25 protein-coding genes are annotated in these 22,057 nt (G+C 56.7%); 14 read left to right on the forward strand and 11 right to left on the reverse strand.

Annotated elements, in window-relative coordinates; genetic code table 11:
* Positions 1-28: 28 nt before the first annotated feature.
* Entirely contained in the window at positions 29-397 is a 369-nt protein-coding gene (yidD, locus tag AC27VJ_RS11130; protein WP_488684075.1) for a membrane protein insertion efficiency factor YidD, read from the reverse strand.
* A gap of 3 nt (positions 398-400) precedes the next feature.
* On the reverse strand, positions 401-841 hold the full coding sequence (locus AC27VJ_RS11135) for an iron-sulfur cluster assembly scaffold protein (protein ID WP_488684076.1): 441 nt from the start codon (positions 839-841) through the stop codon (positions 401-403).
* Between the two features lie 262 nt (positions 842-1,103).
* Here AC27VJ_RS11135 and folE point away from each other — a divergent pair, with 262 nt between their 5' ends.
* The 3 genes from folE to AC27VJ_RS11150 all read left to right on the forward strand — a co-directional run bounded on the left by folE (position 1,104) and on the right by AC27VJ_RS11150 (position 3,381).
* Positions 1,104-1,730, forward strand: coding sequence for a GTP cyclohydrolase I FolE (gene folE / locus AC27VJ_RS11140; RefSeq protein ID WP_488684077.1), 627 nt, complete (start codon positions 1,104-1,106; stop codon positions 1,728-1,730).
* 87 nt (positions 1,731-1,817) lie between these two features.
* Positions 1,818-2,294 (forward strand): phosphoribosyl-AMP cyclohydrolase, encoded by a 477-nt coding sequence (gene hisI / locus AC27VJ_RS11145; RefSeq protein ID WP_488684078.1) that lies wholly within the window; start codon positions 1,818-1,820, stop codon positions 2,292-2,294.
* Between the two features lie 133 nt (positions 2,295-2,427).
* Positions 2,428-3,381, forward strand: coding sequence for a patatin-like phospholipase family protein (locus AC27VJ_RS11150; protein WP_488684079.1), 954 nt, complete (start codon positions 2,428-2,430; stop codon positions 3,379-3,381).
* A gap of 25 nt (positions 3,382-3,406) precedes the next feature.
* Here the strand turns inward: AC27VJ_RS11150 and AC27VJ_RS11155 are convergent, their stop codons facing one another.
* On the reverse strand, positions 3,407-3,841 hold the full coding sequence (locus AC27VJ_RS11155) for a CBS domain-containing protein (RefSeq protein WP_488684080.1): 435 nt from the start codon (positions 3,839-3,841) through the stop codon (positions 3,407-3,409).
* 158 nt (positions 3,842-3,999) lie between these two features.
* Positions 4,000-4,749, reverse strand: coding sequence for a rhomboid family intramembrane serine protease (locus AC27VJ_RS11160; protein WP_488684081.1), 750 nt, complete (start codon positions 4,747-4,749; stop codon positions 4,000-4,002).
* A gap of 232 nt (positions 4,750-4,981) precedes the next feature.
* Between AC27VJ_RS11160 and AC27VJ_RS11165 the strand changes: the two genes are divergently transcribed.
* The 3 genes from AC27VJ_RS11165 (at position 4,982) to AC27VJ_RS11175 (ending at position 7,420) form a co-directional block, all read left to right on the forward strand.
* Positions 4,982-5,536 (forward strand): PAS domain-containing protein, encoded by a 555-nt coding sequence (locus tag AC27VJ_RS11165; RefSeq protein ID WP_488684082.1) that lies wholly within the window; start codon positions 4,982-4,984, stop codon positions 5,534-5,536.
* A gap of 93 nt (positions 5,537-5,629) precedes the next feature.
* Positions 5,630-6,241, forward strand: a complete 612-nt coding sequence (locus tag AC27VJ_RS11170) for a PilZ domain-containing protein (RefSeq protein WP_113087712.1) — start codon at positions 5,630-5,632, stop codon at positions 6,239-6,241.
* Between the two features lie 567 nt (positions 6,242-6,808).
* On the forward strand, positions 6,809-7,420 hold the full coding sequence (locus AC27VJ_RS11175; RefSeq protein WP_113087713.1) for a transglutaminase-like cysteine peptidase: 612 nt from the start codon (positions 6,809-6,811) through the stop codon (positions 7,418-7,420).
* A gap of 138 nt (positions 7,421-7,558) precedes the next feature.
* Here AC27VJ_RS11175 and AC27VJ_RS11180 read toward each other — a convergent pair whose 3' ends face one another.
* Complete coding sequence (locus AC27VJ_RS11180; RefSeq protein WP_113087714.1) at positions 7,559-7,993, reverse strand: DUF1489 family protein; 435 nt, start codon at positions 7,991-7,993, stop codon at positions 7,559-7,561.
* Positions 7,994-8,047: 54 nt separating this feature from the next.
* Entirely contained in the window at positions 8,048-9,451 is a 1,404-nt protein-coding gene (locus AC27VJ_RS11185) for an L-serine ammonia-lyase (protein ID WP_113087715.1), read from the reverse strand.
* Positions 9,452-9,505: 54 nt separating this feature from the next.
* On the opposite strand from AC27VJ_RS11185, the gene AC27VJ_RS11190 reads away from it, so the two are divergent.
* Positions 9,506-9,808: a hypothetical protein gene (locus AC27VJ_RS11190; protein WP_488684083.1), complete on the forward strand. Its 303-nt coding sequence runs from the start codon at positions 9,506-9,508 to the stop codon at positions 9,806-9,808.
* Positions 9,809-10,132: 324 nt separating this feature from the next.
* Positions 10,133-10,486, forward strand: a complete 354-nt coding sequence (locus tag AC27VJ_RS11195; RefSeq protein ID WP_113087716.1) for a hypothetical protein — start codon at positions 10,133-10,135, stop codon at positions 10,484-10,486.
* A gap of 12 nt (positions 10,487-10,498) precedes the next feature.
* Here AC27VJ_RS11195 and AC27VJ_RS11200 read toward each other — a convergent pair whose 3' ends face one another.
* The 3 genes from AC27VJ_RS11200 to AC27VJ_RS11210 form a co-directional block, all read right to left on the reverse strand.
* Positions 10,499-11,251 (reverse strand): phosphodiester glycosidase family protein, encoded by a 753-nt coding sequence (locus tag AC27VJ_RS11200; RefSeq protein WP_113087717.1) that lies wholly within the window; start codon positions 11,249-11,251, stop codon positions 10,499-10,501.
* A gap of 184 nt (positions 11,252-11,435) precedes the next feature.
* Positions 11,436-11,597, reverse strand: a complete 162-nt coding sequence (locus tag AC27VJ_RS11205; protein WP_488684084.1) for an entericidin domain-containing protein — start codon at positions 11,595-11,597, stop codon at positions 11,436-11,438.
* 116 nt (positions 11,598-11,713) lie between these two features.
* Positions 11,714-12,610: a LysR family transcriptional regulator gene (locus tag AC27VJ_RS11210; protein ID WP_488684085.1), complete on the reverse strand. Its 897-nt coding sequence runs from the start codon at positions 12,608-12,610 to the stop codon at positions 11,714-11,716.
* Positions 12,611-12,828: 218 nt separating this feature from the next.
* Here AC27VJ_RS11210 and AC27VJ_RS11215 point away from each other — a divergent pair, with 218 nt between their 5' ends.
* Together AC27VJ_RS11215 and glgX are read left to right on the forward strand one after the other, a co-directional pair.
* The gene (locus AC27VJ_RS11215; protein ID WP_488684086.1) at positions 12,829-13,044 is read left to right on the forward strand and encodes a hypothetical protein; all 216 of its coding nucleotides are present in this window, start codon (positions 12,829-12,831) and stop codon (positions 13,042-13,044) included.
* A gap of 125 nt (positions 13,045-13,169) precedes the next feature.
* Positions 13,170-15,245, forward strand: a complete 2,076-nt coding sequence (gene glgX / locus AC27VJ_RS11220; RefSeq protein ID WP_488684087.1) for a glycogen debranching protein GlgX — start codon at positions 13,170-13,172, stop codon at positions 15,243-15,245.
* A 52-nt stretch (positions 15,246-15,297) separates the two neighbouring features.
* On the opposite strand, the gene AC27VJ_RS11225 is transcribed toward glgX, so the two are convergent.
* The gene (locus tag AC27VJ_RS11225) at positions 15,298-15,726 is read right to left on the reverse strand and encodes a response regulator (RefSeq protein WP_353575951.1); all 429 of its coding nucleotides are present in this window, start codon (positions 15,724-15,726) and stop codon (positions 15,298-15,300) included.
* Positions 15,727-16,128: 402 nt separating this feature from the next.
* Between AC27VJ_RS11225 and AC27VJ_RS11230 the strand changes: the two genes are divergently transcribed.
* The gene (locus AC27VJ_RS11230; RefSeq protein WP_353575952.1) at positions 16,129-17,169 is read left to right on the forward strand and encodes a GlxA family transcriptional regulator; all 1,041 of its coding nucleotides are present in this window, start codon (positions 16,129-16,131) and stop codon (positions 17,167-17,169) included.
* A 2-nt stretch (positions 17,170-17,171) separates the two neighbouring features.
* On the opposite strand, the gene AC27VJ_RS11235 is transcribed toward AC27VJ_RS11230, so the two are convergent.
* Positions 17,172-18,641, reverse strand: coding sequence for an NAD(P)H-hydrate dehydratase (locus AC27VJ_RS11235; RefSeq protein ID WP_488684089.1), 1,470 nt, complete (start codon positions 18,639-18,641; stop codon positions 17,172-17,174).
* Positions 18,642-18,989: 348 nt separating this feature from the next.
* Between AC27VJ_RS11235 and AC27VJ_RS11240 the strand changes: the two genes are divergently transcribed.
* From AC27VJ_RS11240 to AC27VJ_RS11250, 3 genes are all read left to right on the forward strand, one after another.
* Complete coding sequence (locus AC27VJ_RS11240) at positions 18,990-19,328, forward strand: P-II family nitrogen regulator (RefSeq protein ID WP_007753933.1); 339 nt, start codon at positions 18,990-18,992, stop codon at positions 19,326-19,328.
* Positions 19,329-19,397: 69 nt separating this feature from the next.
* On the forward strand, positions 19,398-20,807 hold the full coding sequence (glnA, locus tag AC27VJ_RS11245; protein ID WP_062449491.1) for a type I glutamate--ammonia ligase: 1,410 nt from the start codon (positions 19,398-19,400) through the stop codon (positions 20,805-20,807).
* Positions 20,808-21,099: 292 nt separating this feature from the next.
* Positions 21,100-22,032 (forward strand): DMT family transporter, encoded by a 933-nt coding sequence (locus AC27VJ_RS11250; RefSeq protein WP_488684090.1) that lies wholly within the window; start codon positions 21,100-21,102, stop codon positions 22,030-22,032.
* The last annotated feature ends 25 nt before the right edge of the window (positions 22,033-22,057 follow it).

Here is a 22,057-nt window from a genome sequence, read left to right on the forward strand (position 1 = left end):
TAAACGTGTTCGCCGCATGGGTAAAGGCTCATTGCTGGGGGTAATGCGAACGAAAATACCGCCATGGCAAATACCACTTCTGTCGTGCGTCCAGCTTTTCCACGACCGGATCAAGCCCGCTGGTGCCACCCGGTCCGCAGCGTGCGACGCGAAACAGGGTCAGCCAGCCACCTGCCCAGAAACCATGCCGGGCAAAAGCCTCATAGCCATATTCTGAACAGGTGGGAATGTGGCGGCAGGAATTGCCGATGAAGCCGGAAAGGACCAGTTGGTAAAAGCGGATGAAGCCCATGCCCAGAAGACGTCCCGGTGTCTTGCGAAACGGGCCGGACCAGTTACGGGAGCGGTTGCTCGGCCTTGGCCTCTCTTCGTGCTGGCAGTTCGGGTCGTTGCACACGGCTCAAGCCGAAAGCGGCTGGTCGGCCTCGATCTGGTCGAGACAGTCGCAGATGGCATCGAAGGTCAGCATGGTGGAGGCGTGGCGGGCCTTGTAATCCTTGACGGGCTTGAGAATGCGCATGTCCTCGAAGCGTCCTTCCGGCCCCTCGCCGCCTGTCGTCAGCATGGCCAGCATGTCGGAGCGTGCCTGACGCACTTCGTCGGTGGTCGCACCAATGACATGATGGGCCATGATGGAGGACGAGGCTTGACCAAGCGCGCAGGCGCGCACCTCGTGGGAGAAATCCGTGACCAAGCCATCGGCCAGCTTGACGTAAACCTTGACCTTGGAGCCGCAGAGCTTGGAATGTTTTTGCGCGCTTGCATCCGCATCAGGCATGGCGCCGGTCAGGGGAATGTTGCCAGCGAATTCCAAAATACGGTTGTTGTAGATATCGTCCATTGGCTCGTCCATTCGCACAGGATTGATTTTTCAAACATGGCGCTATCAGTTGGTAAGGCGTTTCTGCGCGGTGTCACCATTATATGTTATGAGACACCAACGTCATCAAGGTGCGGCAAATTTAATCATGGCGCGTTGAAAAAGTGATGACAGACTTGCCAAATTGCCTGAAAACAACCAGATAGCAGGCGCGGCATCTTTATAAGTCATGCCGTAACCAAGTTCAGATGCGGCATTTCAACCGCATCGGGAGACCCAAGAGATGGATGCAATCGTGAAGAATTTCCCCGGTGCAGGCACACCCAACGGTGCAGCAGACCAGCGCCCTACGCAGGCTGAAGCCGAAGACGCCGTGCGCGTCCTGCTTCGCTGGGCGGGTGACAATCCCGAGCGCGAAGGCCTGCTCGATACGCCCAAACGCGTTGCCAAATCCTACCGCGAACTCTTCGGCGGATACGAGCTGAATGCCAGCGACGTTCTCGGCACGACGTTCGAGGAAGTCGGCGGCTATGACGACATCATTCTCGTGCGTGACATTCCATTCTACTCCCATTGCGAACACCACATGGTGCCGATCGTCGGCAAGGCGCATGTTGCCTACCTGCCGGCTGGCCGCGTTCTGGGCCTATCCAAGATCGCCCGCGTGGTCGAAATCTACGGTCGCCGACTGCAAACGCAGGAAACCATGACGGCGCAGATTTCGCAGGCCATCGAAACGACGCTGAAGCCGCGCGGCGTGGCCGTGATGATCGATGCCGAACACATGTGCATGTCCATGCGCGGTGTGCAGAAGCAGGGTTCCACCACGTTGACCACCAGCTTCTCCGGCACCTTCAAGTCGGAGCCTGCCCAGCAGGCCCGCTTCATGACCATGGTCTACAATCGCTGAGATCAGACCGGTCTGACAGGGCGGCGCTAGCCGCCCTTTTTGATTTTAGCCACGGCAGTGCTTTGCCCGTTCTCATCAGAGGTTTCCATGTCTTCGACATTTCCGCCCGTCCCTGCGGACAAGGAAGAGCTTGAATCTGCCGGTCTGTTTACGCCCAAATTCGATGCGCACGGCCTCGTCACGGCTGTTGTCACCGACATCAAGGACGGCGAGTTATTGATGGTCGCGCATATGAATGCGCAGGCGCTGTCGCTGACGCTGGAAACAGGCATTGCGCATTATTACAGCCGCTCGCGCGACAAGATTTGGAAGAAGGGCGAAACCTCCGGCAATCTCCAGACCGTGCGGGAAATGCGCACCGATTGCGATCAGGATGCCATCTGGCTCAAAGTATCGGTGGCGGGCTATGATGCGACCTGCCACACCGGGCGTCGCTCCTGCTTCTACCGCACCGTCTCGCTTGAAGACGGCAAGGCAGTGACGATGATTACCGACGACGTCAGACATTTCGATCCTGCCGAGACCTATGGCGTGGATGCCGGGCACTCACACCCGAAAGACTGATCTTTCCGGTTCTTTATCCTTTTGCTACCAATATGACAGGGGTCGGGAGGTCGACTGACACCTTGGAGCGGAGCGCGCCTTAAAAAGGCGAAATGTCTCCTTGAATGTCCGCATAGCACTTGGGAGCAGAAGAATGTTGGGTTGGGGACTGAACCGCGAAAATCCGGCGACGGCAACGGCTTTGGAAAAGGTCGAACAGCAGGCGCCATCTCCCATGCCGAAAATCGCTTCGAACCGAATTGCGTTGGCGCTGGGCGGCGGTGCTGCCCGTGGATGGGCTCACATCGGCGTGTTGCGTGCGCTGGATGAGGCAGGCGTCAAGATTGGCATGATCGCGGGCACCTCCATCGGTGCTCTGGTCGGCGGTTGCTATCTCGCTGGCAAGCTGGATGAACTCGAAGATTTCGCCCGCTCGCTCACTATGCGCCGCATTGCCGGTCTGCTGGACCTGACGATTGGCGGCGGTGGACTGTTCGGCGGCATGCGGCTGACCAAGCGCATGCAGGAACACCTCGTCGGCCTCAATATCGAAGACCTAGAACACCCCTTCATCGCCGTCGCGACCGAACTCAAAACCGGCCATGAGGTATGGGTACATCAGGGGGATCTGATCACGGCGCTGCGCTCTTCCTACGCCCTGCCCGGCATTTTCGAACCCGTGCGCTGCAACGGCAGAACCCTGATCGATGGCGCGCTGGTCAACCCCGTTCCCGTCTCCGTCTGCCGTGCCTATGAACAGGCGCTGGTGGTGGCCGTAAACCTCAACTACGATATTTTTGGGCGCTCCGCCGTGGTCAAGCATGGCGCTGGCACCGCTAGCCTCGACACGACAGCCAAAGCTCCAACGGAAGCATCCTCACGCGTTGGACTTCCGGGTGTGATGGTGCAGGCTTTCAACATCATTCAGGACAGAATTTCCCGCTCACGCCTCGCAGGCGACCCGCCGGATTTGACGCTGCACCCTCGCATCAACCACATCGGCCTGTCGGAATTCCACCGCGCGGCGGAATCCATCGAGCGCGGATATGAGGAAACCCGATCGCGGATTCCGGAATTGCAGCGGATGCAGCAGGTGTTTGAGGCGTAATCGTTCCGCCACGTCAGTGGCAACCCTACCCCGCAATATAAGCCTTGATATGCTCCGCTTCCGCCTCGACCTCGCTGATGCGGGCCTTCACCACGTCACCAATTGAGATGATGCCGACCAGACGGCCATCTGCTTCCACCGGCAGGTGGCGGAAGCGACCGCCGGTCATGAGTTCCATCAGATCATCCGTGCTGGAACCCTCGTGACAGCGAGTGACATTCTTGGTCATGACGTCAGACACTTTGGCCTGCAGGGCGGCGGCTGCTTGCGCCGCGATGGCTTTGACGAGATCGCGTTCGGTAAAGATGCCGAGAATGGTGCCCTTGTCATCAGTCACGACAACAGCACCGATGCGGTTTTCGTGCAGGGTTATTGCAGCATCTCCCAGCGACATATCAGGCCCGACGGTTACGACATCGCGGCCCTTGAGGTCGAGCAGTTCTTTCACAAATATCGGCATATTTCCCTCCGTGTCAGACTGGTCTTTTGATCCCGCGCCATGTCTCCTCCACGGGCGCGCGATCAATCTGGAAGGCAATGGTGCGCCAGCGCTCAGCGGAAAGCAATATGTTTCCGACCGCTCAAATACTTCAATCGATTGAGTAGCTTCGCGAGAACCTACCGGCGCTCAGCGGGGTTGCGGTCGAAGAGTGCGAAGAACAGAAAGCCCAGCAGGAAGCCGAAAATATGCGCGTCCCACGCCACTTCACCGCCCACATCACCCACCAGCGGAATGCCGAAGGCAATCAGCACATTGCCCAGCAGCCACATCAGCGTGAAGATGAGAACGGTGCGGTTCGACAGGGATTGAAGAATGCTCTGGCGTGGCAGAAGATGCCCCACGGCGGGATGATAACGACCACCCTGCGATGGAAAGACAAAGCGGCAGGCCGCACCCATGAGTGCGGAGACCACGCCGGACGCGCCGATCAGCACCGTGACATCGCCCCAATGCAGGAATGCATGGCCGAATGCGGCAACGGCGGCTGAAATGCACCAGAGCAAAGTGAAACGCATCGTCCCGATTCGACGCAGCACCGGCGCGCCAAAGGCCATAAGCCACAGACCGTTAAACAGGATATGTTCGATGCCACCATGCAAAAACGAGTAGGTAACGGGCGTCCAAAGCCATTCCAGCCCCTGCTCGGAAAGAGCCGTGGCGTAACGCAGCGGAATGAAGCCGAAAGTGAAGATAAACCAGCCATAACCATCGTCTGAGAGCACATAGGTCGCGACGAGGTGCACCGCGATCATGAAGCCGAGAACGGCAACAAGTGCGCCAGGCAGGTTGAAAACCGGCGATTTCTGCGCGACCTCGGGACGGGCTTTCTCTTCGGCTTCCGGCGATCCGCCTTCATTGTGCGTCATAAGCAAGCTTTCCTTCCCGTCGCGTTCCGCATGTATGCTGTGAGCAATATAGTAACGTTGCGGGAAAAAGAAGCGCCGAGACGTGACTGCTGCTGCAACTTAACAGGCCCTTACGGATTGTCATTGCGCAAGCGCGTGGCATGGAAATCGCATGGATATCTTTAAGCACCGCAAATGAACGTGGCTCTGTATCGAAATGACACAGATCCCCTGCGGGCTCGGAGACCGTGTCATGAAGACAAACGCAAGCCTGGAGATTTACTCCTACTGGAATGATTTACGCGGCAACCGCGCCGCCCCATTGCGCAGCGAGATCGATCCCTCGCATATTCGCCAAGTCCTGCCCGACCTTTTCGTGCTGACTGACACCGGCGAAGACGCGCCAGTATTTCGCTTGACGGGAACGCGGCTCTACAATCTTTTCGGCTGCGAGCTGCGCGACACGGCTTTTTCGATGATCTGGCAGCCGGATGCATCCCATTATGCCTGTCGCATCGCCCATGGGGTGATGCAGCATGAACGTCCCGTCATCTTCGATCTATGGTCGGAAAGCGAGAGCGGCCATGCCGCGCAGGAATTCGAAATGCTGCTTCTGCCGCTGGAGGCCGAGCCGCATTTTCCGCCGCGGCTTCTGGGCGCTCTCGTCTCCGATCCACCGCTTGCGGATTTCGGCCAGCCCTTCAAGCCGCTGGCACTGACACGCAGTCAGTTGCTGGAAGAACCTTGCGATGATGCGGTCAATGGAATAGCGACAAACCGTCCATCGGCATCGCACGTATCGTTATGAGATCAAGTGTGAATATTCGCAGCTTTCCGCGGAACGGTCTGTTAACTCGGGCGCTGTAAAGAAGAGCGATTATTCCTCTTTATTGTGCCGCCCATGTTCTCATCTCGCTCGACCACCGTCGCTTTTGCCGCTCGTTCCGTGGAGACACCTCCCGCGGAGGTTTTGCCCGTAGCTTTGAGCGGCAGATTGATGGTGCCATCGCAGGATGAGTATGATTGCGCAGCACATGAAATGACAGCGGAAACAGCCCGCATCACCTGCTTCGTGCGCCCCAGAAATGGCGACCGCATCATTGCCTATCTGCAGCATATCGGTCGTGTCGAAGGCGTCGTCAAAGCGCTGACCGCCGATGGCTTCACCATCGCCATCATGGCGACGGAGCGCAAGCGTGAAAAGCTGGCCGCACAGCTGGCCTGGATTGCCAAGCGTCACGCGCTCGGCCTTCCCGAAGACCGCCGCCATGACCGTCTGACGCCACGCAATCCACGCGCCGATTTGATGTTGAGCGATGGCAATATCGTGCCATGCCGCATCATCGACTTGTCGCTATCGGGCGCAGCCGTCGAAACCGAAATCCGCCCTGCCATGGGCAGCAATGTGCGTCTCGGCAACATGGCCGGTCGCATCGTGCGTCACTTCATGGAAGGCGTGGCCATCGAGTTCGATGCCGTGCAGTCTCGCGACGCACTGATCGAGTTCCTCTGATACCGTCATTCTGGCTTCGCCAGCAACAACCGGCAGCGCCTCGCGTTAGCCGGTTTTTTTGTGCCTGAAATTCACCTCGGGCACTGCTCGCTCCTCCGTTTTGCTCGTCTCCCGCAGAAAAATCACAGAAAAAACCTGTGCCATCTTGGGAAAACGAAGAAATTTCAGAAAAATGACGAAAAAAATCGGCCTAAAAACGTCAATTCTGCGCAACCTTAAATAGATTTTGGCATCCAGTAGTTGAGTTTGAGCTACTGCAAGTCAGTTTCGACAGACTTAAGTATAGTCAAAGAATAGTTTAAACGAGCACTCATCCACCAAAAGCGGCCTCACGCATTAACCAGATCGCCGACATAACCAATTAAAAACAGAAACTTGAATACCTAAAGCCCCGAGAAATCATAATCGAAACGATAAAATTCTAATCAAATTTTCTTCAAATACAGATCAAAACAAAATCAAATAAAGCGTTGTTTTTCCTAAATTTTACCTCGAATTTGAGCGCCGTTATTTGCCGCCGCTCAAAATATCGATGGCATTCTTCTCCTCACAACGGGGAGACAAGAAATGAAAAACATCAGCCGTTTCGGATTTATGATTGCAGCAATGATCGCAGGTGCATTTGCGGGCCAAGCAGAAGCATCTCCAGCAGCAGCCATGCGCATCATGGGTAAAGCCAATCCACCGATTGGTCACTACGAATTCTGCCAGACCTATCAGAGCGAATGCCAGCCGACATCCGGCGACCGTGGCCCTCTGAGACTGACGGAAGAAAACTGGAAGATGATCCTGGACGTGAACTACACGGTCAACACCACGATCACGCCCATGACGGACATGGAAATCTACGGCGTTGAAGAGCGCTGGGCCTACCCGACCACGGTCGGCGATTGCGAGGACTATGTTCTGCTGAAGCGCAAGATGCTGATGAACAAGGGCATCTCGCCATCCGACCTGCTGATCACGGTCGTTCTTCAGCCAAACGGTTCCGGCCACGCGGTTCTGACCGTGCGTACCGACCGCGGCGACTTCATTCTCGACAACCTTCGCAACAAGGTCATGGACTGGTCCGAGACTGAATATACCTACCTCAAGCGTCAGGACAGCGCCAATCCGGGTCGCTGGGTCAAAATTCAGGATGGCCGTAACGTCAGCGCCGTCGCAGGTATCAAGGAATAATCAGGCGGGCGGCGTCTCCCCCGCCCCTCTCTACCGAGTTATTGGCCGGTCAGGTCACCCCGTCCCCGATGTTGACCGTGCCACGGGCCGGTTCCGTTGCCCCGGAACCGGCTCTTTTTTTGTCTGGAATTTTGCTGGTTAGAGCAGGCCAAGTTCGGCGAGTTCGCGGCGAAGGTCTGATGGCATGTCGTCGGACAGGCCGTTGCCACCAAGATCACGCGGGGCTTCTTCCGCGTTCAGGTAACGCCATCCCTGAAACGGTCTCTTGGGCGCAGGCGAGGTTTCGATGACCTCCGGCCCAAGCACCAGATCGCAGCGGCTGATGCCGTCTTCACCTTTGAACGAGCGGATATCGAGAAGCGACTGGCGGGCCTGCACCTGGCCTTTGATGACCCAATAGAGCGAGCCGCCATCCAGCAACTCTTCCGTCCGCTTGGGAAACATGCGCGTGGTGTGCACACTGTGCGGCTCCAGCCCTGCCGCAATGGCGGTCAGGCACCGGTTGGAAACCCACTCGCGCAAATCCTCGATGGAGTCAGCGCCAACACAAAGCTTGATAAGATGAAGAGCCATGGCGCTATCAAGGCCGTTTTGGCTCGTCCGTCAAGCGTGGATAAGTTGCGCTGTTCAACACTCCACCACATTCACGGCAAGACCGCCGGTGGAGGTTTCCTTGTATTTCTCGCTCATGTCGTTGCCGGTCTGGCGCATGGTTTCGATACAGGCATCGAGCGGCACGAAATGCTCACCATCGCCCTTCAGCGCCAGCGACGCTGCGGTAACGGCCTTCACGGCACCAAGAGCATTCCGCTCGATGCAAGGCACCTGCACCAGACCGGCGATGGGATCGCAGGTCATGCCGAGGTGGTGTTCGAGCGCGATTTCAGCCGCGTTTTCCACCTGTGCCGGGGAACCGCCCATCACAGCGGCAAGACCCGCCGCCGCCATGGCAGCAGCAGATCCGACTTCGCCCTGACAGCCGACTTCAGCGCCGGAGATGGAGGCATTGTGCTTGATGATGCCGCCAATGGCTGCCGCCGTCAGCAGGAAGTCCCTGATATCGTCAACCGACGCATCCTCATGGAAGTGGCGGAAATAACGAACGGTGGCAGGCACGACGCCCGCCGCACCATTGGTAGGCGCGGTCACGACACGGCCGCCAGAAGCATTTTCTTCGTTCACGGCCATGGCGTAAACGCTCAGCCAGTCATTCGCCAGAACCGGGTTGAGCCGGTTGCTGCGCCATTCGGCATTCAGCTTGTCATGTATGGAGCGCGCACGGCGTTTGACCTTGAGGCCACCGGGCATGATACCCTCGCCTTTCAGTCCACGCTCGATGCAGCCATTCATCGCATCCCAAATCTGGTCCAACCGGTCATCCAGTTCCTGCCGTGACATGACGGTTTCTTCATTGGCGCGCTTCATTTGCGAAATGGTGCGGCCAGAACTGTTTGCCATCTCCAGCATCTGCTTGGCGCTGGCGAAGGGATAAGGAACCTTCGGCCCGTTATCCACAGTCTTGCCGCGCTGTTTCATCGCCTCAAGCTCGGTATCCGTCACGACAAAACCGCCGCCGACAGAATAATAGATGCGCTTGAGCAGCATGCGTCCCTGATTGTCATAAGCAGAGAAGGTCATGCCATTGGCATGGCCCGGCAGCGGGTTCTTCTTGTCGAAAATCAAATCTTCTGCGGGGCGGAAAATGTACGTCGGATGGCCCGGAGGTGTCACGCGGCCCGAGGCTTCGACATCGGCAACAAGGCCGTCCATCGCATCGGGATCGACACGGTCAGGGCGCTCGCCCGTCAAACCGAGGATAACCGCACGGCCAGAGCCGTGGCCAATGCCGGTAAAAGCAAGCGAGCCATGCAGGCTGACCTTGATGGCCGAAACCGCAGCACCGGAAGGCCGTGGCCATTCGTCCGACAGGATGGTTTCGAGAAAGCGGTTCGCCGCGGACATCGGTCCCATCGTGTGCGAACTGGAAGGTCCGATACCGATCTTGAAGACGTCGAAGACCGAAAGAAACATGTGTATCCTGCCCTATGTATAGACTTATGGCGCCAGTTTATCTGAAAGGCGCAAATGCGCCATATCAAATATGGGCATGAATTACGCCGACTGCGACATGCGGCAAAGGCTTTTCTGGGCATATTTCAGGCGCAAATGAAAACAGCACGGTTTCTTGGGGAAACCGTGCTGCCATATCTGAAAACTTTTAAGAGAGATTTTTACGGGCTGCCAAAAATGTATGTCAAAGCGAGAAAAGCGGCAAAGCCTGCAAGAGCGCGTATTGTTACAGCCCAGCAGGATTTCTGTGCGGTTTCTTCCATGATTACTCCAGCGTGTTCACTCTCCAGGCCGCTCTTCCGTCGGCCCAGTGGGTGAACCATTTATTAAAAACTCGTGACAAAGGCAATTGCTAAAAACGGCTAAAGCAAGGCGTATTCGCCCACCTGCCATTCACTGCTTGCATAGGTGCAATAAAAAACAATAGGTTAGATGACCATATCGGGACAGGCTATCCACAGGCTCCGTCTCAATTTGGACCAAAGTGTAAACGTGGTTAGATTTGGTTCACCATAAGTGGCTGAGATGTGTATAAACACCCGCAATTTCACAGTTTTTGGTAGACGGGCTTTTCACCGTCTTGAACGTGTCTCGCATCTGCATTATCGGGCGAAAACCAACACGCTAGAGCGGTGAGATATCATGCAGGCAAATGCTTCTTCCTTCCCTGACCGCGAAACGGTCGCGACCAAGATCGCATCCTTGAATGCCGAGGATCAGTCCTGGCTGACACTGCTGCTGGAAAACGCCCTTCAAGACGAAAACCTGCTGGAAGGACTGCATCTGTTTCTGGATCAACAGTCGCAGGCACGGTTTCTCAACACGCTGAAGCTGGAGAAATGCGGTGAGTGGTTTGGCGAACATGCCCCGGCCCGCATGCAGATCCGGCTGCATGAAGTCTCGAAGAGCAGCCAGCACGCGGCCTTCAGCGCATTTCGCAACGGCCTGATGAAGTCCGGCGGTCTGGAAAAGGCCTATCCGAAAGCACCGATCTAAGGATCGCCTGCTTTAATCCGGCACACGCTCGACCACCGCGATGATTGGCCCCATGGGGTGCCAGGAGTCGCGGCGTTTGGCGGCGGGAATATCCACGCTGGAAATGCTGCCATCCAGATAAAGCGCATTCTTCACATGCAGCCGGTCGCGGAACAGCGTGGCGAAATCGTAAAAGCGCACCGCATTTTCCGAGATTGCAAAATGCACGACACCGTCATCCGAGACGCCGACACCGTTGCGGGTGTTGAGGCTGTCGCTCTGCGGTAAAAAGCGCGGATGTAATTCGCCGTCTATTACCAGCATCGGACCTGATTGCGTGGCCAAATCCGGCTTGAGATTAGCGTTGAGATAAGCGCTGGTTTCCAGCACGCCTGCCGTCTGGCCCTTCAGAAAGAAGACGCCATTGGGCTGCATGTGGAAATTGCCCCACCCGCCGCCGGTGCTGATGGCATTCTTTTCCACGCCGTTCTCTATATGCAGTCCCACCGGCGACAGATCGCGGTGATACATGCCGCCATTCATGGCAAAGATGACGAAGCTGTGCTGGCGCCAGAGAGACGTGGAAAGCGCCTCGAAGGAGCCGTAAGGCTTTCCGGCAATATAATCCCACTGATAAAGCCTGATATCGTTTTTCTTCGGATCGAAACTGCACACCGTATAGCGGCCGCCCATATGGTCGAGCGCCTGACAATAGCTCGGCAGTTCCGACGCATTGGCTGCGGTGGAAAACAAAAACGGCAGCAGATATCGAATGAATTTTCTCATCGGTCCTCGTGAATCAGCGAGATTCTATCTGGCACGATAAACTGCCGGAGGACGACGAGAATATGGCTCACATTTCACAGCGCGCTGTTTTCACGAACGCCAGCACGAAAATCTCGTGATAACAAAAAAGCCGGCGAAAAATTCGCCAGCTTCTTTTGGTCTTGGCAGATGCCAAATATGTCGTTTAGTGGCGCGCTGCGCGATCTACGCTTCGTCCGGCAGCCTGCGTGCCGTCTACGGTGCCTGCCACATCCTTGCCGACGCCGCGGATCGTGTTACCGCAAGAGCTGAGGGAAATGAGAGCGATAAAAACAGCAGCAATGCTTGCGAAGAAACGTGTCGACATGCGTGGAAACTCCCCTTGTGTCTGCGTCAATAATGCAGACGATGATCTAAATTGCGCACATAGAACGCGGGAAATTAAAACAGGTTCCGCAGTCGTTCAAAAATAAGTTATCGATCTCAAAGCGGCTGCGCCACATCGCGGAAAGCGTTCCGAATACTGTCGGCCACCGCCTGAACCGGACGCGACGGCTTATCCGCCAGAATGAGGCGAATATCGAAGCAACCAAGCTCCGGCAGCCCATCCTTTTCGCTGAGGATGACCATGTCGTTCTGCACGTAGGAACGCGGCAAAGGTGCGATCGCAAGATCGGCCTCGATGGCCGCCTTCTGAGCCATGGTGTGGCCGCTGAGATAAGCGACGCGGAAACGGCGATTTTGCTTTTCCAGCGAATTGATGGCTTCCGAGCGCCAGATGCAGCCGTCTTCCCAGATTGAAATCGGTAGGGGATCACGCAGATGGGCCGTGCCGCATTTCGCGCCCGTCCACACCAGCCGCTCGCGCATCAGCACCTCGCCGGTATTGCGCATAGGCAGCGACGCGCAATTGACCAGCGCCAGATCGAGCCGATGCTCATCCATGCGCTTGTAAAGCTGCGAGCTGGAATCGATGGTCACATCCACCATGATGGCCGGAAAGGCCTCCGCAAACCGCTTGAGAATGCCGGGCAGCAGCCCACGCTCACCGATGTCTTCCGGCGCACCGAGCCTGACGACGCCGGACAGTTCCGGCATCACGAAACGCGACACGGCCTCGTTGGACAGGGCGATCATACGGCGCGCATAGGTCAACAGCGTCTCGCCATGAGCGGTCAGTGTGACCGAGCGCGCATCGCGCAGGAACAGCGTCGTCTTCAACTGCTCCTCTAGCTTCTTGATCTGCATGGACACCGCCGACGGCGTTCGAAACACGACCTCGGCGGCGGTGGAGAAATTGCCGGTTTCAGCAATCGCGACGAAGGTGCGCAGGATGTCGTTGTCCAACAAAGGCAGCGGTTGGCGGAAGGAAACTGTCATGGCGGATGCCTTCAATTTTTCTGATCAATAAGACGATATCATTTCGTTTGATTGAATGTCAACAATGTCTCATTCTCAAATCCAAGCCAGACGGTGGCGCTGAAAAGCATCACAATTAATCATGGATGACATGACAATCATTCAATTGATTGATGATCGCACTGAGCGCATATCACTATCGTCTGAAACCGAACATGGAGCATGAAAGGAGATACGACATGACCATGATCACCACCCACGGCAGGCGGCCCTCACGGGTTTCGCTGCAGTCGTTCCACTGGTTATCCCGCCTTGTCGAAACAGGCCTTGCACTGCACGCATTATGGCGCCGCAGACAGAACCTGCGTGCCCTTGAAGCCCTGCCTGCAGACACATTGAAGGATATCGGATGGCCAACGACGGACAACAAGCGCATGCAGACTGTTTCCAAGTAAAAGCAGCGCGTAAGACGAAATGAATGGCTCGCAAGACTTGGATCTCGCGAGCCATTTTTTTGCGCTGCGGAACAAATGACAGGCCACCACATTTCCCACTGCCCCAATCAGCTAAGAGGATATCTATGGCCCAGTTCGGTTCCAGCATTTTGCCCGGCGACTTCACCCGCCTTGGCGCCAATTTCGATGGTGATGGTGTCAACTTCGCAATCTTCAGCGCCCATGCCGAACGGGTCGAATTGTGCCTCTTCGATGAGAGCGGAAAAAACGAGATCGAGCGCATCACGCTGCCGGAATTCACCAATGAAATCTGGCACGGCTACATTCCCGGCCTGAAGCCCGGCGCGCTCTATGGCTATCGCGTGCACGGCGCCTACGACCCGGAAAAGGGACATCGCTTCAATCCCAACAAGCTGCTGGTCGATCCATACGCCCGTGAACTGGTAGGTGATATCGAATGGGGTACCGAGCAGTTCGGCTACAAGCTGGACGCCGAAGACAAGGACCTTTCCTTCGATGAGAGCGACAGCGCCGGCAAGATGCCGAAGTGCCGCGTGATCGATCCCAATGATTATGACTGGGCCAACGACAAGAAGCCCAACGTTTCCTGGTCGAAGACGATTTTCTACGAAACGCACGTCAAGGGCTTTACTCAGCTACACCCCGGCGTGCCGGAAAACCTGCGCGGAACCTATGAGGGTCTCGGCGACAAGCAGATCGTCGATTACATCAAGAGCCTCGGTGTAACCTCCGTCGAACTGTTGCCGATCCATTCCTTCCCGGATGACTCGCATCTGTTGGAAAAAGGGCTGAAGAATTTCTGGGGCTACAATTCCCTCGGCTTCTTCTCCCCCGCATCGCGCTACTATGGCCCGAAAGGCATGGCTGGCTTCCGCGATATGGTCAGGGCATTCCACGATGGCGGCATCGAGGTCATTCTCGACGTGGTCTATAACCACACCGCCGAAGGCAACGAGCTGGGACCGACCCTTTCCTTCAAGGGTATCGACAATTTCTCCTATTATCGCACCATGCCTGACGATCCGCGCTACTACATAAACGACACCGGCACCGGTAACACCGTCAACACCTCGCATCCGCGCGTTCTGCAACTGGTGACGGATTCGCTACGTTACTGGGCCGAAGACATGCATATCGATGGCTTTCGCTTCGATCTCGGCACTATTCTCGGTCGCGAGCCTGAAGGTTTCGACCAGCGAGGCGGATTCTTCGATGCCGTGGGTCAGGACCCGGTTCTTTCCAAGCTGAAACTGGTTGGCGAGCCTTGGGATATCGGCCCCGGTGGCTATCAGGTCGGCGGCTTTCCTCCGGGCTGGGCGGAATGGAACGACAAGTACCGCGATACGGTGCGTGAATACTGGAAGGACGAAGACGGCACCGCTGGTGATTTTGCCGCCCGCGTCCTCGGCTCAAGCGATGTCTACGACCTTCGTGGCCGCAGACCGTGGTCGAGCGTCAACTTCATCACCGCCCATGACGGCTTCACGCTGAACGACCTCGTGTCCTACAACGAGAAGCACAATGACGCGAATGGCGAAGACAACAAGGACGGCCATGGCGACAACCGCAGCTTCAACTATGGTGTCGAAGGTCCGACGGACGATCAGGACATCAACGCCGTTCGCGAACGGCAAAAGCGCAACTTCCTTGCCACCCTTCTTCTCTCACACGGCACGCCGATGCTGTTGGCGGGCGATGAATTCGGTCGCAGTCAGATGGGCAACAATAACGGCTATTGCCAGGACAGCGAAGTCAGCTGGGTTCACTGGGAAAACCTGCCGGAAAGCGCTGAAGCCCTGCGCAGCTTCACATCGCGCCTGATCGAATTGCGACAGTCCCATTCGATCCTCAGACGCGAAAGCTGGCGCGACAGCACCCACGCCACATGGCTGAACCCGGGTGGCGGGGAACAGACGCAGGAACAATGGGACGATCTCGGCTGCACCTCGCTCGGTCTTCGTCTGACGCGCGATGATCAGGACGAGGCAGATGGTTGGCAGGACGTGCTGGTTCTGTTCAATCCGCATGATGGCGCAGTGGAGTTCAAACTGCCGGATGCCGATCACGGCTGGATGACGGAGCTGACGACCGCAGACCCAGATGCACCAAGCAACGCCATTGCCAATGGCGAGACTTACACCGCCGAAGGCCGTAGCTTGGTCTTGTTGCGCGCGGCCTGATAAAGCGCCTTGATCTCATCGAACGCCGGAGGAAACTCCGGCGTTTTTGCGTTCAGGGATGTGTGAACTGCAATCCCGCAACGCGGACGCTACGCTTCTTTTTGGACTTTGCCTTGCTGGAGATGGCAGCACGGAGCGCAAAGAAGATATCATCGAAATGGTATGGCTTGCTGAAGAAGCGAACGTCGGACGGCAAATCCAGCGCGTCCGGCGCATGTCCCCCGGAGGTGACAATAATCGAAATATGCTCTTGGCAGGTTTCGAGCATGCGCACCAAATCCAGACCCGACAGGCCGCCGGGCATATCGATGTCGGTGATGACAGCAGAAATCTGGGGCACCTTGCCGATGACGGCCACGGCCTCCAGAACGTTGGATGCTTCAAGCACGGTATAACCCGCTTCTTCCAGCGCATCGGCAAGAGTGAATCTCAGGATCGGTTCATCGTCTACGACCAGAACGGTCAGGCCAGCTTCATGCATACGCAATACTCCGCTCGAAGGCATCGGGCAGGAACGGCACAGTCGTTCTTGGGCAACCCGACACTGAAACACCAGATGAAGCGGCGGTCTTCTGTCTTTTCTTGATCCGCCGTTTCCTCACATCGATAGAACGCGCAACGTGGCGATAGTGTTGAAAGGCTGCGCCGAAAAATTGAAAACAATATTAATAAAATGCAAAATATCGGCTTAAGCCTAAATTAGCGGTTCGGTCCCAGCTCCTCGGCAAGCCCCGGCTTGACGTCCGTCAAACCCCAATCACCCACAGTTTTTTTGACAGCGAAACAGCGGCGTCGTATCTTGCGCCGAGAGTGTCGCAAATGAGATATACAGCGGACGGTTTCCAAGCAAGGAATTGCGTTTCCGCAATGGAGCATGGTCATAATGAGCAAAACTCCTCCCAAGAAACGCTCAGTCGTCTTTTTTATGGTTCCGCAATTCACCATGCTGCCATTCACGGCAGCGGTGGAGACTTTGCGCATTGCCAACCGTATGCTTGGTTACGCAGCTTATGAATGGCGCCTTGCCTCAGCGGATGGGCAGAAGGTCGCCTCCTCCAGCGGTATCGCACTGGAAGCCAACACATCGCTGGCTGAAGAGCGCAAATCGGTCAGCGGCGAAAATCGCCCGAACATGGTGCTGATCTGTTCCGGCATCGATATCGAGCAATACAACAACAAATCCGTCAACGCGTGGCTGCGCGAGGCCAACAACCGCGGCATCGCTGTCGGCAGCCTCTGTACGGGCGCACATGTGCTGGCCCAGGCTGGCCTGCTGAACGGCAAGCGCTGTGCGATCCATTGGGAAAACCTGCCCGGCTTTTCCGAAGCCTTTCCGCAGGTGGAGGTCTATGCCGACCTCTACGAGGTGGATGGCAACATCTATACCTGCGCGGGCGGCACGGCATCGCTGGACATGATGCTGAACCTGATCGGTCAGGATTTTGGCGAAAACCTCGTCAACCGCGTCTGCGAACAGCAGCTGACGGACCGCGTGCGCAACCCGCATGACCGCCAGCGCCTGCCGCTGCGCGCTCGCCTTGGCGTGCAGAACGACAAGGTTCTATCGATCATCGAACTCATGGAAAGCAACCTGTCAGAACCGCTATCCCTGTTGGATATTGCAGATGATGCTGACCTGTCACGCAGGCAGGTGGAGCGGCTGTTCCGACAGGAAATGGGGCGTTCCCCTGCCCGCTACTACCTAGAAATCAGGCTGGATCGCGCACGTCACCTGCTGGTGCAATCGGCCATGCCGGTGGTGGAGGTGGCCGTTGCCTGCGGCTTCGTTTCCGCGTCGCATTTTTCCAAATGTTATCGCGAAATCTACAATCGCACGCCGCAGCAGGAGCGTGCAGAGCGCAAGCTGGTCATGAGCGCATCGCGCATGGCCGCAGCCGCCAGCCAGGGCAAACCCGCTCACTAGTCTTAAAAAGGACGAACCGCCGCGGCCAAATCCTCGGCGGTGAGACCCGGACCCAGACGCTGGGCCGTTTCACCATGCAGCCAGACAGCGGCAGCCGCCGCTTCGAACGCCGGAACCTGCTGCGCCAGAAAACCGCCCGCTATTCCCGCCAGTACATCCCCCGAACCCGCAGTAGCCAGATAGGGCGGTGCATTGGTGTTGACCAGCGCACGACCATCCGGAGCCGCAATCACCGTATCTGCGCCCTTATAGACAATGACTGAATTGCTAAGCACCGCAGCCGCCTGCGCTTTCTCGATCTTGCTGAGACTGTCGTCTGCCGCAATGTCAGGAAACAGGCGACCGAACTCGCCCTCATGTGGCGTCAGAATGCGGGGCGCATCGGCAGCGAAGAGATCGAAGAGACGCTGCGGCTCCTGCTTGAACGCCGTGATGCCATCGGCATCCAGCACCAGCGCCTTATCCTTCAACAGAGAGACGAAGCGGCGCGCTTTCTCAAGATAGCCAAAGCCAGGGCCGAGAACATAGGTATTGTGGCGCTTGTCGCCAGCCCACGCTTCAAGCTCCTCATCGCTTTCGATACCCGACACCATCACCGCCGTCAGCGTCGCAGAAAGCACGCCCAGCGCCTCATGTGGCGCGGCAACAGTAACAATGCCTGCACCGGCGCGAAAGCCCGCCATCGCCGTCATGCGGGCAGCGCCGGTGGCGTGGGATGGGCCGGAGAAGACGGTGAGATGCCCGCGCTTGAACTTGTGCGTATCTTCGTCCGCCTTCGGGAACGCACTCATCCAGAGCGAAGGATGGTTTTCGCAGATCAAGCCGCTGTGCTCCCGAAGAATTCGATACGGAATGCCGATATCGAAAACCTCAAGCTCACCACACAGCGACCGCCCCGGCATCAGCACATGGCCCGGCTTGCGCGCCATGAAGGTGACCGTTCGCTCTGCCTGAAACGCTCGCCCCAACGGCACGCCCCGCTTTCCGCACAACCCGGACGGCAGATCGATGGCGATAACGGGTATGGCGGCTGTCTCGACCTTATCGATGAGGGTAGCCACCTCAACAGGGACATTACGGGAAAGTCCCGCGCCGAAAATCGCGTCGATCACCACATCGCCGGATCGGGGCTTGTAATCATCGAGCGGTTCGAAAGACTGTGCCATGCCATCGAACGCCTGCTTCGCCGCTCCCTTCAACTTGCCAATATCGCCGAAGACAAAGATAGCAACCTCGGAACCGCTCTCCTTCAACGCGCGTGCTGCCACGAAGCCATCGCCGCCATTGTTACCGATGCCGCAGAGCACGACATAGCGGCGCGCTTGCGGATAGTATTTGAGCGCGCATGCGGCAACGGCCTGCCCTGCCCGTTCCATCAGCGCGGAGACGGATATGCCGCTTCTTTCCGCACTCGCATCAATACGCGCCATGGCGGCCGGGTCGATCAAAGCATGGCTGGCTGAAAACATCATGCGGGCATATTCAGCGCAAAATCTTGCAAAAGGCAATCGGCGCAAAATTAGGCAAATTCACTTGCATAAAATATATTCATTTGCACAAAATTTACCCAGATCACACCGTGCATTTACCTTTGCGTAACACGTTCGAAATTTGGCAAAATCGTGAAAAAACCGTTCTATAGCTGGCGATAGACGGTATTTTCACCCGCGAAAACAGGCAAGTTGCGCCAAATTTCGCCTTGTCCAGCCATTTTTTGAAGATTTTTTATTCAAACCCGCTTCCGATCTGGCACGATACGTGCATTCTTGTGGCAGAGCGGAAAGACCGCTTTAACGGGAGAAGCGGAGAGATATTTTCTCATGAAAAAGATCGAAGCGATCATTAAGCCTTTCAAGCTCGACGAAGTGAAGGAAGCCCTTCAGGAAGTCGGACTTCAGGGAATAACGGTTACGGAAGCTAAGGGCTTTGGTCGTCAAAAAGGCCATACGGAACTCTATCGCGGCGCAGAGTATGTCGTCGACTTTTTGCCCAAGGTAAAAGTCGAAGTCGTGCTTGCGGATGAAAATGCGGATGCCGTGATCGAGGCCATTCGCAACGCTGCACAGACAGGCCGCATTGGCGACGGAAAGATTTTTGTCTCGAATGTGGAAGAGGTTATTCGTATCCGCACGGGTGAGACAGGCGTAGACGCCATATAAAAAGACTGAACCCAGCAGGAAAAGCTGGGGCTTCACCTTGTTATCATTACACTCAAGGAAAAGTTTCAAATGACGACCGCAAACGATATTCTCAAGCAGATCAAGGACAACGACGTAAAGTTCGTGGACCTGCGCTTTACCGACCCCAAGGGCAAACTACAGCACGTCACCATGGACGTAGCCTGTGTGGACGAAGACATGTTCGCCGATGGCGTGATGTTCGACGGCTCCTCCATCGGCGGCTGGAAGGCCATCAACGAGTCCGACATGGTGCTGATGCCTGACACGGGAACGGTTCACATGGACCCGTTCTTCGCTCAGTCCACCATGGTCATCATCTGTGACATTCTCGACCCCGTCTCGGGCGAATCCTATAACCGCGACCCACGCGGCACAGCCAAGAAGGCTGAAGCCTACCTGAAGGCTTCCGGTATCGGCGACACGATTTTCGTTGGCCCAGAGCCTGAATTCTTCGTCTTCGATGACGTGAAGTACAAGGCCGACCCTTACAACACAGGCTTCAAGCTCGACTCGTCCGAACTGCCGTCCAACGACGACACCGACTATGAGACCGGCAACCTCGGCCACCGTCCGCGCGTCAAGGGCGGCTACTTCCCGGTTCCTCCGGTCGATAGCCTTCAGGATATGCGTTCCGAAATGCTCACCGTTCTCGGTGAAATGGGCGTTGTCGTTGAAAAGCACCACCATGAAGTCGCTTCTGCACAGCACGAGCTGGGCGTGAAGTTCGACACGATGGTATCCAGCGCCGATAAGATGCAGATCTACAAATACGTTGTGCATCAGGTCGCAAACGCTTACGGCAAGACAGCAACCTTCATGCCGAAGCCGATCTTTGGCGACAACGGTTCGGGCATGCACGTTCACCAGTCCATCTGGAAGGGCGGCAAGCCGACCTTCGCTGGCGACGAATATGCTGGCCTGTCCGAAACCTGCCTCTACTACATCGGCGGCATCATCAAGCATGCCAAGGCGATCAACGCTTTCACCAACCCAACGACCAACTCCTACAAGCGCCTGGTCCCGGGTTATGAAGCACCGGTTCTGCTGGCCTACTCCGCCCGCAACCGTTCTGCCTCCTGCCGTATTCCTTTCGGCTCCAACCCGAAGGCAAAGCGCGTCGAGGTTCGCTTCCCCGACCCGGCACAGAACCCGTATCTCGGCTTTGCCGCGATGCTGATGGCCGGTCTCGATGGCATCAAAAACAAGATCCACCCCGGCAAGCCGATGGACAAGGATCTCTACGACCTGCCCGCCAAGGAACTGAAGAAGATCCCAACGGTGTGCGGATCGCTGCGTGAAGCCCTCGACAGCCTCGACAAGGATCGCAAGTTCCTCACCGCCGGCGGCGTGTTCGATGACGACCAGATCGATGCCTTTATCGAACTGAAGATGCACGAAGTCATGCGTTTCGAAATGACCCCGCACCCGGTCGAATTCGACATGTACTACTCGGCTTAATTGCCGGAAAAGGCGCTCTTCGGGGCGCCTTTTTTGTTTTGTTGTACGCCATGCGGGTGTGGCTTACCCCCCTCTGTCCTGCCGGACATCTCCCCCTCAAGGGGGGAGATCGGCTGGGCGCAGTGGCATCACTTCAATCTCAACGTCTGAGGTTATCGAGGGGTTTGCTGCGAGTCGATCTCCCCACCTGAGGGGGAGATGCCCGGCAGGGCAGAGGGGGGTGAGCGGCAATCGCCGTGATTTAATTGTGGCAGGCCACAAGACAATGAACCATCGCATACCGGAAAGCCCCATGCCCCCAGCCACCGACACCACCCCTCGCGTGCGTGACTGGCTGATATTCCTCGCCGTACCCTTCTTCTTTTCCAGCAACGTCATTTTCGGTCGCGGCGTGATTGGCGAAGTCTCGCCATTCGTCACCGCATTTCTGCGCTGGTTCTTTTCGGTGGTGTTCGTGGCACCCTTCATCATCCATGATTGGCGCGCCTGCCTGCGCTTCATCCAAACGAAAACGGCGCTCTGGCTGATCCTCGGCTTTCTCGGCATGGGCATCTGCGGCGGCGTGGTCTATTGGGGTCTCACCATGACCTCGGCAGCCAATGGCACGCTGATCTACACAACATCGTCTCTCTTCATCATCCTGTTTCAGCGGGTGCTTTACGGTCGTGCGATCCGGCGGCTGGAAGTGCTGGGCATGGTCATCGCCTTTGCGGGCGTGGCGGCAATTGTGCTGAAAGGCGATGTGGCGCAACTATTGCGGCTTGATTTCAATCGCGGCGATCTTGCCATTCTCGTCGCGTCGATCTCCTTTGCGATCTACTCTCTACTGCTGCGAGACCCAGCCGCCAGAGACATGGCGTCGCTTAGCCTGTTTGCCGTCATCGCACTGTCAGGCGCGCTGGTGCTGCTGCCACCGGCTGCTATCGAGCTTGCCCATGGCGGCATGTTGCCTTCATCAGTCGTGGCATGGGCAAAGATCGGCGGCATCATTCTGTTCGCATCAATTGCCGCCTTTTACTGCTTCACTCACACGGTGCGGGTCTTTGGCCCGGCCACCGCAGGCATCACGCTTTATATGATGCCGCCGGTATCCATCGTCATGGCCGTAGTGTTTCTGGGAGAGCGTTTCGAGCATTATCATGCGCTCGGCATTGTCCTGGTTACCGGCGGCGTGGTGCTGGCAACGGCACCCTTTGGCAAGCTGAAATCACAAAATCGCGCTTGACCACTAAATATCTTGATATTTTTCA

The organism is Agrobacterium sp. 20P9.1.2, assembly GCF_057799395.1.

What these genes read in the sequence shown, in the direction of transcription:
- AC27VJ_RS11155 (WP_488684080.1), bottom strand. Translation starts at nt 3,841, where the DNA reads ATGCCGATATTTGTGAAAGAACTGCTCGACCTCAAGGGCCGCGATGTC.
- AC27VJ_RS11195 (WP_113087716.1), top strand. Translation starts at nt 10,133, where the DNA reads ATGCAGGCAAATGCTTCTTCCTTCCCTGACCGCGAAACGGTCGCGACC.
- AC27VJ_RS11205 (WP_488684084.1), bottom strand. Translation starts at nt 11,597, where the DNA reads ATGTCGACACGTTTCTTCGCAAGCATTGCTGCTGTTTTTATCGCTCTC.
- glgX (WP_488684087.1), top strand. Translation starts at nt 13,170, where the DNA reads ATGGCCCAGTTCGGTTCCAGCATTTTGCCCGGCGACTTCACCCGCCTT.
- AC27VJ_RS11150 (WP_488684079.1), top strand. Translation starts at nt 2,428, where the DNA reads ATGTTGGGTTGGGGACTGAACCGCGAAAATCCGGCGACGGCAACGGCT.
- AC27VJ_RS11225 (WP_353575951.1), bottom strand. Translation starts at nt 15,726, where the DNA reads ATGCATGAAGCTGGCCTGACCGTTCTGGTCGTAGACGATGAACCGATC.
- AC27VJ_RS11180 (WP_113087714.1), bottom strand. Translation starts at nt 7,993, where the DNA reads ATGGCTCTTCATCTTATCAAGCTTTGTGTTGGCGCTGACTCCATCGAG.
- AC27VJ_RS11190 (WP_488684083.1), top strand. Translation starts at nt 9,506, where the DNA reads ATGCGCCATATCAAATATGGGCATGAATTACGCCGACTGCGACATGCG.
- AC27VJ_RS11165 (WP_488684082.1), top strand. Translation starts at nt 4,982, where the DNA reads ATGAAGACAAACGCAAGCCTGGAGATTTACTCCTACTGGAATGATTTA.
- AC27VJ_RS11135 (WP_488684076.1), bottom strand. Translation starts at nt 841, where the DNA reads ATGGACGATATCTACAACAACCGTATTTTGGAATTCGCTGGCAACATT.
- AC27VJ_RS11215 (WP_488684086.1), top strand. Translation starts at nt 12,829, where the DNA reads ATGACCATGATCACCACCCACGGCAGGCGGCCCTCACGGGTTTCGCTG.
- AC27VJ_RS11250 (WP_488684090.1), top strand. Translation starts at nt 21,100, where the DNA reads ATGCCCCCAGCCACCGACACCACCCCTCGCGTGCGTGACTGGCTGATA.
- hisI (WP_488684078.1), top strand. Translation starts at nt 1,818, where the DNA reads ATGTCTTCGACATTTCCGCCCGTCCCTGCGGACAAGGAAGAGCTTGAA.
- AC27VJ_RS11170 (WP_113087712.1), top strand. Translation starts at nt 5,630, where the DNA reads ATGTTCTCATCTCGCTCGACCACCGTCGCTTTTGCCGCTCGTTCCGTG.
- AC27VJ_RS11185 (WP_113087715.1), bottom strand. Translation starts at nt 9,451, where the DNA reads ATGTTTCTTTCGGTCTTCGACGTCTTCAAGATCGGTATCGGACCTTCC.
- glnA (WP_062449491.1), top strand. Translation starts at nt 19,398, where the DNA reads ATGACGACCGCAAACGATATTCTCAAGCAGATCAAGGACAACGACGTA.
- AC27VJ_RS11230 (WP_353575952.1), top strand. Translation starts at nt 16,129, where the DNA reads ATGAGCAAAACTCCTCCCAAGAAACGCTCAGTCGTCTTTTTTATGGTT.
- AC27VJ_RS11200 (WP_113087717.1), bottom strand. Translation starts at nt 11,251, where the DNA reads ATGAGAAAATTCATTCGATATCTGCTGCCGTTTTTGTTTTCCACCGCA.
- AC27VJ_RS11240 (WP_007753933.1), top strand. Translation starts at nt 18,990, where the DNA reads ATGAAAAAGATCGAAGCGATCATTAAGCCTTTCAAGCTCGACGAAGTG.
- AC27VJ_RS11175 (WP_113087713.1), top strand. Translation starts at nt 6,809, where the DNA reads ATGAAAAACATCAGCCGTTTCGGATTTATGATTGCAGCAATGATCGCA.
- AC27VJ_RS11210 (WP_488684085.1), bottom strand. Translation starts at nt 12,610, where the DNA reads ATGACAGTTTCCTTCCGCCAACCGCTGCCTTTGTTGGACAACGACATC.
- folE (WP_488684077.1), top strand. Translation starts at nt 1,104, where the DNA reads ATGGATGCAATCGTGAAGAATTTCCCCGGTGCAGGCACACCCAACGGT.
- AC27VJ_RS11160 (WP_488684081.1), bottom strand. Translation starts at nt 4,749, where the DNA reads ATGACGCACAATGAAGGCGGATCGCCGGAAGCCGAAGAGAAAGCCCGT.
- AC27VJ_RS11235 (WP_488684089.1), bottom strand. Translation starts at nt 18,641, where the DNA reads ATGATGTTTTCAGCCAGCCATGCTTTGATCGACCCGGCCGCCATGGCG.